This window comes from Myxococcus guangdongensis (genome assembly GCF_024198255.1).
Classification (GTDB): domain Bacteria; phylum Myxococcota; class Myxococcia; order Myxococcales; family Myxococcaceae; genus Myxococcus; species Myxococcus guangdongensis.
In genome coordinates, this window is record NZ_JAJVKW010000001.1 from 860873 (window position 1) to 872600 (window position 11728).

6 protein-coding genes are annotated in these 11728 nt (G+C 70.2%); 2 read left to right on the forward strand and 4 right to left on the reverse strand.

Translation table 11 applies throughout. The features are described 5' to 3' along the window. Positions 1 to 13: 13 nt before the first annotated feature. Both LXT21_RS03470 and LXT21_RS03475 read right to left on the reverse strand, forming a co-directional pair. Positions 14 to 1606 (reverse strand): SDR family oxidoreductase, encoded by a 1593-nt coding sequence (locus LXT21_RS03470; RefSeq protein ID WP_254036646.1) that lies wholly within the window; start codon positions 1604 to 1606, stop codon positions 14 to 16. A 394-nt stretch (positions 1607 to 2000) separates the two neighbouring features. Then, positions 2001 to 2423, reverse strand: coding sequence for a YciI family protein (locus LXT21_RS03475; protein ID WP_254036647.1), 423 nt, complete (start codon positions 2421 to 2423; stop codon positions 2001 to 2003). 283 nt (positions 2424 to 2706) lie between these two features. On the opposite strand from LXT21_RS03475, the gene LXT21_RS03480 reads away from it, so the two are divergent. After that, complete coding sequence (locus tag LXT21_RS03480) at positions 2707 to 4542, forward strand: fibronectin type III domain-containing protein (RefSeq protein ID WP_254036648.1); 1836 nt, start codon at positions 2707 to 2709, stop codon at positions 4540 to 4542. A gap of 74 nt (positions 4543 to 4616) precedes the next feature. Beyond that, a complete protein-coding gene (locus LXT21_RS03485) occupies positions 4617 to 7658 on the forward strand; it encodes a DEAD/DEAH box helicase (RefSeq protein ID WP_254036649.1) in 3042 nt (1013 codons plus the stop codon). Between the two features lie 165 nt (positions 7659 to 7823). Here the strand turns inward: LXT21_RS03485 and LXT21_RS45310 are convergent, their stop codons facing one another. Both LXT21_RS45310 and LXT21_RS03495 read right to left on the reverse strand, forming a co-directional pair. Continuing rightward, entirely contained in the window at positions 7824 to 10874 is a 3051-nt protein-coding gene (locus LXT21_RS45310) for a protein kinase domain-containing protein (RefSeq protein WP_254036650.1), read from the reverse strand. After that, entirely contained in the window at positions 10871 to 11668 is a 798-nt protein-coding gene (locus LXT21_RS03495) for a transcriptional regulator (RefSeq protein WP_254036651.1), read from the reverse strand. The genes LXT21_RS45310 and LXT21_RS03495 overlap by 4 nt, the downstream gene beginning before the upstream one ends. Positions 11669 to 11728 lie beyond the last annotated feature (60 nt).

The window sequence follows — 11728 nt, forward strand, 5'->3', positions numbered from 1 at the left end:
CGAGCGAAAGGGTTCAGGCGTCCAGGGCGAGCCGCGCCCGTCCATCGTGTCCGTGGGTGCGCTCAGGTCTCGCGGGCAGCAGGCCATCCACCGTCCCGGAGAGCCCACCGTCCACGACCCAGACCGCGCCGTTCACCCGCTGCGTCCGCGCGCCCAGCAAGAGCTCCGTCACGTCCGCCACGTCGTCCGCGGTGCAGAGCTGTCCTCCCGGCGTCGCGGCCTCCCAGCGCGCCACGCGCCCGGGCGCATCCGGGAACATCCCCAGCAGCTCACCGTGCACCGGGCCCGCCGACACGCAGTTGGTGCGGATGCCCTCGGGCGCCAGCTCCGCCGCCAGGTACCGGGTGAGCGATTCGACCGCGGCCTTCACCACGCCCTGGCATCCCAGGTCGTGCATGTACCGCTGGGACATGGACGTCGACATCGTGACGATGGCTCCGCCCCCGCGCCGCGCCATCAGCGGACGGGCCCGCATGGCGCACTCGTACGTCCCGGTGACGCAGGTGCGGAACGCCTTGTCCCAATCCCGAGGCGCAATCCGGTCGAACGGGCCGATGAGCCCGTTGGACGCGTTGCACACCAGGAAGTCCAATCCGCCGAGCCGCTCGTCGATGGCGGAGAACAGCCGCTCCAGGTGCTCCTCGTGCGCGACCGAGCCCCACAGGTGCAGCGCCTTGCCACCCGCCGCGAGGATCTCCTGCGCGGTCCGCTCCCCGTCGTCCCGCGAGTGGAACGAGTTGACCACCACCGTGGCTCCCGCGCTGGCCAGGCGCATGGCGATGACCTTGCCGATGCCCTTCCCCGAACCCGTGACGAGCGCGACCTTGCCCTCGAACGGAAGCGGCGGCTGGCTCCTGGACGGCGGCGCGGCCCGCACGGGCACCTGCTCCACGACAGGGCTCGTCACCGGCGCCGCGCCCTGCTGCGAACGGATGGCCTCGCAGATGGCGGAGAGGGTTCGCAGCCGCTGGGACGGCTTCGGCCCCACTTCCCAACCGAGCTCCTTGATGAGCACGGCCAGCACCTCCGCCTGCTTGACGGAGTCGATGCCCAGCTCGTCCTCCAGGTCGGCGTCGAGCGTCAGCAGCTCCTCTGGATAGCGCGTCACCCGCGCGAACACGGCGCGGACCTTCGACTCGAGGTCCCTCGACGCGTCCTTCACGTGGCGTGGCGTGGCGTGCGCCGCGGCGGACGCAGCGCCCACCGAGGTCGCCCTGGGCATCGCCTCCGACGCGACGGGAGACGCCACGGAGCGGGAATCCACCGGGGCCGGGCTCCTCACGGCCTCGGGTGCGCCCCGCACCATGGAGGCCGCCGCCACGACGGGCGCGGACTGCGCGAGCAGCGCGGCGACGCCCTCCGCGATGGCTCCGAGCGTGCGCGCCTTCGCCCCTCGCGGCAGTCGGTCCGCGGAGAGGTTGAACTCGCGCGCCACGACGGCGGCGATCTCGGCGAGCTTCACCGAGTCGATGCCCAGCTCATCCTCGAGCGAGGCCTCCGCCGTGAGGATGTCGAGCGGATACCGCGTGACGGAGGCCGCGCACTGACGAATCCGCTCCAGGACCTGAGCGGGAGAAGAAATGCCCTGCGGAGATGACGGGGACATGCTGAACCCTCACGATTCGGACAACGCATGGAGATGAATGAGACACGTGCGTTGTGCACGAGGGGTCTGACATTGCGTGCCCGCACCGACGCGGTGTGAAACAATGACAATCACGAACGGACGTTCGGAGTCTCCCCGCACGGGAATGAAATGACGGAGGTCGGGTTTCTTCCCGCAATACAGGCCACGCCCGCGAGGAGCACGCGGAGGAATTCACGCATGCGCGCTCAAGCGAGCGTTCGCTCGTCCATGGCCATACATGGCCTCATGGACAATCCAGACTCATCAAAACACAGCCATCAGCGAACGGCTGTTCGCCCGACAAAAAGACTTGCACGGGCCCGCGCTGACCGCGGGCCCCGTGCGTGGGGGTGTGGTGGTGGGGCGAGGCGCCTCAGCTCTTGGAGATTTGCTGCCGCAGGTTGTCTTCCTGCGCCCGCAGCTCGGGCGTCATCACGTCGCCGAAGTCCTCCATCTCGGCGACCTGGCGGATTTCGATGTCGGACTCGCTCAGCATCGGGTTCGGGCAGCGCTTCACCCACTCGATGGCCTCCGCCAGGGACTTCACCTGGAACAGCCAGAAGCCGGCCACCAGCTCCTTCGTCTCCGTGAAGGGCCCGTCAATCACGGTCCGCGACGTCCCGGAGAAGCGCACCCGTACGCCCTTCGAGCTGGGGAGGAGTCCCTCGCCACCAATCATCACGCCCGCCTTCACCAGCTCCTCGTTGTACTTCCCCATGTCGGTCAGCAGCTTCTCGTCCGGCAGGATTCCCTCTTCGGACTCCTTCGTCGCCTTCACCATCACCATGAATCGCATTGCGTGCTCCTTGTCGTTCCGAGGTTCCGTGCCGGGTGCTTCCCGGCTTCATTGCTTCGTCGAACAGGCGCGCGGGAGATCGACACGACCTCGATTTATTTTGAAGAGCGTCGCCAACCCCCTGGAATGACTCGCCTCGCGCGCCCCACTTCCGAAAATAGGGCCGAAATCCGCGAGGCGCAGCGGAACCAGGAATCATGGTTTGACCCGAATATGGGGAGTCGCCTCTCTCTGGGGAGGGGTGCCACCGGGCGCCTCTTCCCCCAGCTGAAAGGCCGATGCCATGCAGCTCCCAGGACTTCTCCATCGGGCGGGACGCACCGCCTTCGCGGTCCTCACCACCCTGCTGTGCCTGCTGCTCCCCGCGCACGTCCTGGCGGCGGACCGGGGCGCATGGGCGCCCAACACGCCGTACACCGTGGGCGACATCGTCTCGTATTCCGGCAAGGGCTACGACTGCCGGCAGTCCCACACGTCGCTCGTCGGCTGGGAGCCGCCGAACGTCCCGGCCCTCTGGTTGGAGCGTACGGGGAATCCACCGCAGGACACCCAGGCCCCCTCTGCCCCACCTTCGCTCACGTCCACGGCGAAGACGCATGAGAGCGTGTCGTTGTCCTGGGGCGCGTCCACGGACAACGTCGGCGTCACTGGCTACGAAGTCTTCGTCAACGGCGGCACGGCCGCGTCCGCCTCCACGTCGGGTGCCACCAGCGCCACGGTGACGGGCCTCGCGCAGAACACCACGTACACCTTCACCGTGAAGGCCCGGGACGCCGCGGGCAACCGCTCGGCGGCGAGCAGCGCGCACAGCGTGACCACCTCGCCTCGGCCCGCGGCCGACACCGTGCCTCCGTCCACGCCCGGCAGTCTGCGCTCCACCGGTGTGAGCAACAGCAGCGTGTCGCTGACCTGGGGCGCGTCCACGGACAACGTGGGCGTCACCGGCTACGAAATCTTCGTCAACGGCGGAAGCAGCGCCTCGGCCACCACCACGGGCGCCACCAGCGCCACGGTGACGGGCCTCAACGCGAACACCACGTACACCTTCACCGCGAAGGCGCGCGACGCCGCGGGCAACCGCTCGGCGGCGAGCAACAGCGTGTCCGCGACGACGACGGGCACGCCGCCCCCGGGCAACAAAATCATCGTGGGCTACTGGCACAACTTCGACAACGGCTCGACGAACATCCGCCTGCGCGACATCTCCGCGAAGTTCAACGTCATCCAGGTCGCCTTCGCCGAGCCCGTGGGCGGCGCGGGCTCCGGCAACATGGCCTTCACGCCGTACAACGCGAGCGTCGCGGACTTCAAGGCGGACATCGCGCTGCTCAAGAGCCAGGGCCGCAAGGTGCTCATCTCCATCGGCGGCGCGAACGGCACGGTGCACCTGGATGACGCCACCGCGCGGCAGAACTTCGTCACCACGATGCAGAACCTCATCACCACCTACGGCTTCGACGGGCTCGATCTGGACCTGGAGGGCAGCTCGCTGTCGCTCAACGGCGGGGACACCGACTTCCGAAACCCCACCACGCCGCGCATCGTCAACATCATCCAGGCCACGCGCCAACTGCTCAACCAGAACGGCACGGGCTTCGTCCTCACCATGGCGCCCGAGACGGCCTACGTGCAGGGCGGCATGTCCGCGTACGGCGGCCCCTGGGGCGCGTACCTGCCCGTCATCCACGCGCTGCGAGACAGGCTGACGTACCTGCACGTGCAGCACTACAACACCGGCACCGTCATGGCGCTCGACGGGCGCGCCTACGCGCAGAGCACGCCGGACTTCCACGTGGCCATGGCGGAGATGATGATTCAGGGCTTCCCGGTGGGCGGCAACACCAGCGCGATGTTCCCGGGGCTGCGCGCGGACCAGGTGCTCATCGGCCTGCCGTCGTCACCGCAGGCGGCGGGCGGCGGGTACACCACGCCGGCCAACGTGCACAAGGCGCTCGACTACCTGCTCAAGGGCCAGTCCTTCGGCGGCACGTACGTGCTGCGAAACCCCGCGGGCTACCCCGGCTTCAAGGGCCTGATGACCTGGTCCATCAACTGGGACAGGTTCACCAACTTCGAGTTCTCCAACAGCCACCGCGCGTACCTGGACACCTACCCGTAGGCTCGTCTCCCACGGACCCGGCGCAGGCGAGGATTGCGCCGGGTCCGCCACGGCGCTAGGGAGGCGGTCCCCGTATGTCCGCGACCGCCGACCTGCTCGAAACCATCCAGGAGGAAGCGCGCCCGGAGACCTGGTCCGCCGGCATGGGCCTGGCCCGCGCCGGCGCTGTCTCGGTGCAGTCCGTCGGCGAGGAGGAGACGGTGCTGCGCGTGCGCGCCACCGGCCGCCCCGCCCCCGTGACGACGACCCTCTATCCCGAGGACGAAATCTGGGAGTGCGACTGCCGGGGGAAGCATGACCCGTGCGAGCACGTGGTGGCCGCCGCCCTCTTCCTCCACCACACCGCGCAGAAGGGCCCCCCGCCCCGCCCGGCGGCGCCTGCGCGTCCCGCCGCGCCCGCTCGTCCCGCCGCCCCCTCTCGCCCCGCGACGGCACCCGCGCCCGGCGCACGGCCTGGCGCGACGGCCAAGCCCGAGCGATTGGTGTACCGCTTCAAGCGCGTGGACGGTGGCCTGCAGTTGGAGCGGCTGGTGGTCCGTCCGGACAACACCGCGCGGCTGCTGGCGCGCAGCCTGTCCTCGCTGCTCACGAACCCCGTGGAGGCCGCGCGCATCCAGGTGGAGCCGTGTGACCGCGTGGTGGACGCGCTGCTCGCGAGGCCCACGCGCGGCGCGCTTCCTCCCGAGCGGTTGGATGCGTTGCTGCGCGCGCTGGAGCCCGCGCGCACCATCCTCTTCGACGGGATGTTGATGTCGGTGTCCAGCGAGCTGCTCCTGCCCCGAATCACCGTGGAGGACCGGGGCGAGCAGACCGTGATGAAGGTGGACAAGGACTCGCGCGTCACCGAGGTCATCAGCCCCGGCATCGCGATGGGCGGCGGCGTGCTCTTCCGGCTCGGTGAGCAGTCCATCTCCGGTTCGCGATTGGAGAAGCTGCCGCAGGAGCGCGCCTTCTCGCCGGACCAGATGGGCGACCTCACCGGCAAGGTGTTGCCGGAGCTGGCCAAGCGCCTGCCCGTGGACGTGAAGAGCCGGCGGCTGCCGGCCATCGACCGCACGCTCAAGCCGCGCATCTCGCTGGAGCTGGACCCACTCGAAGGCGGGCTCTCGGTGTTGCCCACGCTCGTGTACGGCTCGCCGCCCACGGTGCGCATCGACAACGGGCGCATGGTGTACCTGAGCGGCGCGGTGCCCGTGAGAGACGAGGGCGCCGAGCAGAAGCTCGTCCACGGCCTGCGCGACGAATTGAACATGGTCCCCGGCCGGCGCGTGTCGGTGCAGGGCAAGGAGGCCGTGCAGCTCGCCGACAAGCTGCGGCGCTGGCGCGGTGGGCTCACCGGCGACGCGGCGCGCTTCGTCAGCCCGGACGTGAAGCTCAAGCCGGTGCTCGGCGTACAGACGGGCACCACCGAGGTGGGCGCGCCGAGCGTCGGCTTCTCGTTCAACTTCGAGGTGGAGGGCGCGGGCCCGGACGCGCCGCGCATGGTGGACGCGGCCGCCGTGATGAAGGCCTACGAAGAAGGCCTGGGCCTGGTGCCGCTGGAGGGAGGAGGCTGGGCGCCCCTGCCCACCCAGTGGCTGAAGTCGCATGGGCAGCGCGTGACAGACCTGTTGTCGGCGCGCGACTCGAATGGTCGCATCGCCAACCACGCCATCCCCCAGCTCACGGACCTGTGCGAGGCGTTGGAGCACCCGCCCCCGCCCGGGCTGGAGAAGCTGGCGCCGCTGGTGAAGGGCTTCGAGAAGCTGCCCGAGCCCCAGCTCCCGCGAGACCTCACCGCGAAGCTGCGCCCGTACCAGCTGCACGGCGTGAGCTGGCTCACCTTCCTACGGCAGGCGGGACTGGGCGGCGTGCTCGCGGACGACATGGGTCTGGGCAAGACGCTCCAGACGATTTGCATGATTGGGAAGGGCACGCTCGTCGTGGCGCCCACCAGCGTGCTGCCCAACTGGCACGCGGAGGTGCGGCGCTTCCGTCCCTCGCTGAAGGTGTCCGTGTACCACGGCCCCGGCCGCTCCCTGGACGAGACGGCCGACGTGACGCTCACCACGTATGCGCTCTTGCGGTTGGACGCGGAGGTGCTGGGCGCGAAGACGTGGGACATGGTGGTGCTCGACGAGGCGCAGGCCATCAAGAACCCCGACAGCCAGGTGGCGCGCGCGGCGTACGAGCTGGAGTCGAACTTCCGGCTCGCGCTCAGCGGCACGCCCATCGAGAACCGGCTCGAGGAGCTGTGGAGCCTGATGCACTTCACCAACCGGGGCCTGCTCGGAGGGCGCAAGGACTTCGAGGAGCGCTGGGCACGCCCCGTCTCGGACAACCTCAAGGGCGCGGCCGAGCGGCTTCGCGCGCGCATCCGTCCCTTCGTGCTGCGCAGGCTCAAGCGGGAGGTGGCGCCCGAGTTGCCGCCGCGCACCGAGTCCGTCCGCCACGTCACGCTGAGCGAGCACGAGCGCGCGGTCTACGACGCGGTGTACTCGGCCACGCGCGAAGAGGTGGTGTCGCAGCTGGAGGCGGGCGGCAGCGTGCTCAAGGCGCTGGAGGCGCTGTTGCGGCTTCGACAGGCCGCGTGTCATCCGGCGCTCGTCCCGGGCCAGCAGGCGAAGTCGTCGTCCAAGGTGCAGGCGCTGGCGGAGGCGCTCGGCACGGCGGTGGCGGACGGACACAAGGCGCTCGTCTTCTCGCAGTGGACGTCGATGCTGGACCTCATCGAGCCGGCGCTGCGCGAGGCGGACATCGGCTTCATCCGGCTGGATGGCAGCACGTCCAATCGCGGCGCGGTGGCGGACGCGTTCCAGGACCCGAACGGCCCACCGGTGATGCTCATCTCGCTCAAGGCAGGCGCCACGGGCTTGAATCTCACGGCGGCGGACCACGTGTTCCTGGTGGACCCGTGGTGGAACCCCTCGGTGGAAAATCAGGCCGCGGACCGCGCGCACCGCATCGGACAGCAGCGCCCCGTCATGGTGTACCGACTGGTCTCCCAGGGCACGGTGGAGGAGAAGATCCTCACGCTCCAGGACAAGAAGCGCGCGCTCTTCGAGTCCGCGCTGGGAGGCGGCTCCGGTGGTGGCGCCGCCATCACCCGCGCGGACCTGATGCAGTTGCTCGACTGACGTGGAGGGCCTCGGCGCTGTCCGAGGCCCGTGACGTCCTGACTTGGAAGCACCGCGCCACGTCGCTCACGAAGGAGTCGACCGCGACGTTGGACGCGGCATGGATGAAGATGCGCATCGCCGTCGCGCTCCAGGCGGTGCGGTCCGCTCCTGGGAAGTCGACCGCTACCCTCCGCGACAGTGCGCCAGCTCAGCCCGCGTTTCTCGCGTCTCCTGGGTGTAAGCCTTGCTCCAGGCGCCCAGCTCCTCCGACGCGCGACGCGCCTGCTCGCAACCCTCCTCCATCGCGCCCGTCAGCCGAAGCGCTCGCGCGAGTCGACGACGCACCCTCGGCACTCTCGCGGAGACCACCTGCCGCTGCGTGAGCGACTCCAGCGCCGTGCGCAGTGGGCCGAGCGCCTCCGAGGGTTGGCCTCGCGCGAGCTGGACGTCGCCCAGGACGAGCAGCGCCTCGATGCGCTCGGATGACGACAGGCCCAGGTCCTTCTCCATGCTCGCGAGCGCCTGCTCCACGTGACGACGCGCCTCATCCACCTGCCCCAGGAACAGGAGCGCATCCGCGAGGGCTCGCAGTCCCGCACCGTCCACCTCTCCCTTCGCGACGAGGGGCTGTTGGAGTGAGACACCTCGCGCGTGGAAGCCCCGCGCCTCCTCCGGACGCCCCGACAGACGCAGCAGTCGGCCCACCTCGTGGAGGTCCAGGGCCACCTCCGGGTGCGCGGCGCCGTAGACACGCTCGCGATGCGCCAGGACGCCTCGCACGTGCGCGAGTTCCCGCGCCCGCTCACCCTGCTCGCCGAGGACACCGAGCCAGTTCGACGCCATCCCCATCAGCACCGGGCTGTCTGCGGCCACGCTCTTCTGCGCCACGGACCAGCTCTGCTCCGCGGCCTCGCGCGCCTGGGCGCCATGTCCCCATTCGAAATAGACGAGCGCCAGGTTGGACCAGGTCCGGGCCACCGAGAGGTTCGCGTCCCCCAACGTGTGACGGAGGATGTCGAGCGCACGGAGCAGGACGACCTCCGCCTGTGACAGCTCTCCGAGCAGCGCCAGCGTTCCGCCCAGGTTCACCAGGGCCCGCCCCGTGTCCCGGTGCGACGGTCCGAAGTACGCCTCGTGGAGCCGCACCGCCTCCTCCTGCCAGTGCCTGGCCTCCACGAGCCGTCCCCGCTTCCGCGCCAGCAGCCCCAGCCGACCGCTCAGCTCCGCGTGCGCTTGCGTCCGGCCCTTCGCGCTCGCGGCCTCCAACGAGGCGCGCAGCAGCGGCTCGGCTTCGGCGAAGCGGCCCTCCTGTTCCAGCAGCTCCGCCTGGACGTGGTTCAGCAGCGCGTCCAGCTCGGCGTCCCGGAGCGACTCCGCCACGGCCCTCGCGCGATGGAAGTAGGGCCACGCCTCCTGGGTGCGCCCCAGGCTGTACCCATGCAACCACGCCTGGGACTTGAGCACCCGCCCGAGCACGCCCAGGTGTCGTCCCGCCTCCGCCGCCAGCGAGCCCTGGGCCAGGGACTTCCGGGCCTCGTCGAAGGCCCCCGCGTCCTCCTGGAGGAAGGCACAGAGTTGGTGCGCCTCCGCTTCGAGCGGTCGGTGATGCGTGACGAGCGCACGCTCCCGGGCGGGCAGTGCAATCTTGAGCGCCTCCGGCGTATGGCCCGCGAGCAGCTCCGCGTTCGCGCGCGCCAGCTCCGCGCGCACCGCGTCCACCTCCGCGCGCGCCTTCGGGTCCTGGGGAGGAGAGACGGCCTCCTGCAACGTGCGCACGTCCGCGCAGTGGACCACGCCGCCGAGCGACGTCCCGAGTCCGAAGCCTCGCTCCACCGTCCGCGCGTCCGCGCCCTGGAGCGCCACCGTCAAGCGCGACAGCTCGCCCAGGCGCTGGTCCAGGCACGTCATCTGCAAGCCCAACGCCGCCTCCGTCTGCTCGCCGAAGACCCGCGTCGCCTCGCACGCGGATTGATGCGCGTGCGTCCAGTCCCGGGTCCACCGGTCCAGCGAGGAAGCCACGGCCTGGAACGAGGCCTCCGCCGAACCGTCCCCCGTCTTCAAGAAGGCCTGATGCACGGCCTCCCGTACCGGCGCATCCCAGACGCCCACGAGGTGTCTCTCGCTGCCGTGACAGCGCTCGCGAGAGTCCTTCCAGGAAGGCCCCAACACGAGGAACCCCAGGCCCACCAGTCCGCCCGCGAGCACGGCCACGGCGGCGCTGCGCTTCCAGGCACCGACCTCGCGCGCGAGGCGGGACCGCAGGACCGCCATGGACTCGAAGCGTCGCGCCGGGTCCACCGAGAGCCCCCGCCGGACCACGGCCACGAGCCATGAAGGCACACCGCGCTTCTCGGGACGCACCTCCATGCGCTGCATGGACGTCAGCAACTCCTCGCGCGTGTTGCCCGCGAAGGGCCGCTGCCCGTTGAGCGCTTCGTAGAGCGCGACGCAGAAGGCGAACTGGTCCGAGCGCACATCCCCGCGCTCGCCACGGAGTTGCTCCGGCGACGCATAGCCAGGGGTCCCCAGGAATACCCCCGTGACGGTGAGCGACGCTCCGTCGGGGACGCGGGGACGCTCCTCTCGCGGTGACTCCAGCGCCGCCGCGTTGGACAGGCCGAAGTCGGTGATGCGCACCTGTTCGTCGCGCGTGAGCAGGACGTTGTCGGGCTTGAAGTCGCGATGGGTGATGCCCAGCGCATGCGTGGCCGCGAGTCCATCGGCAGCCTGGATGAAGGGCTCGAGGATCTCCCGGCGCGTGCGCGGCTTCTCCGTGAGCCACCGGCGCAGTGTGCCGCCCTCGACCAACTCCATCACCAGGAAGAGCTGCCCCTGGAACTCACCCACGTCATGAAGTTGGGCGACGTGGGGATGCGACAGTCGAGCCATCGTGCGGGCCTCGCGCTCCAGTCGCTGACGCGCCTGTCCGAGAGAACCCTCTCCGAGCCTCGTGAGGTTCAGCAGCTTGATGGCCACCTTGCGGTCCAGCTCCGGGTCGTAGGCGGCATGGACGCGGCCCATGCCTCCCTCGCCCAGGAGCCCCAGCACCACGTAGCGCCCCACGCGCGCGCCTGTTCCGACCGACGGAGGAGGTGTCTCCAGCCCACTCAACGCGGCGAGAACGCTCCGGCATTCCGGACACCCCGCGACGTGTTCGCGCACGCGCGTCGTGCTCTCGGGGTCCAGCCCTGCCCTCGCGTAATCGGAGAGAGCGTTCTCGTCCGGGCAGCTCACGGCCGTCCTTCCAGAAGTCCCGAGAGGCTCAAGTCCAACCGACCCTGGATGGCGCGCATCAGGCTGTCCACCTCCGGCTCGGGCAGCGACAGTCGCTCGGTGAGCGCGCGGCGCGTGCGCTTCTCCAGCAGGGACTGCACCACGGAGAGCCGGCGGGAGAGCGTGGACTTGTGCAGGCCGAACAACGTGCCCATGCGCTCGAGCGACAGTCGCTCGACGAAGTGCAGCCTCAACAACTCGCGGTCCTCGTCATCCAGCGAAGCCACGGCTCGGATGAAGGCCGCGCGCACGTGACCTCGGGCCTCCTCGCGGACGAAGCCCAACTCCAAGCCTCCAGGCGCGGGATGCGCGGCGAGCACCTCGGCATCGACGAGCGACTCGTCTCCGAGCGCCTTGCGCATCCGCAGCGCGAGCCGCACCGCGGAGATGCTCACCCAGTGCAGCAGCGGCCCCGAACCCGCGTACCCGAGCAGCCGCGAGGGCGCATCCGTGCGAGGCATCAGGAGGTTGGCGCGCAGGACCTGAAGCACCTCGTCCACGAACATGGGCGAGGGGTGGATGCGCGACAATGGGACGTGCAGCTTGAGGAAGACGTCCTGCTCCAGCAGCGCACGGGCCGCGGGCACTCCTTCCGCGCACGCGAGCGCGAGCGCGAGGTCCCGGCTGTGCAACCGCTCCAACGCGAGCAGCGGGTCCGTGGCGCGCGCGAGCTGCGCACCGAGATGTCGTGTGAAGGTTCGGACATCGGGCGCGGCGTCACCGAGGGCCGCGGCCTCGGAGGCAGCGCGCGTCACGGCCTCCCGGGCTCCTGGAGATTCGCGGAGCCGTGCAGCGGACGACTCACCGGCGGACCG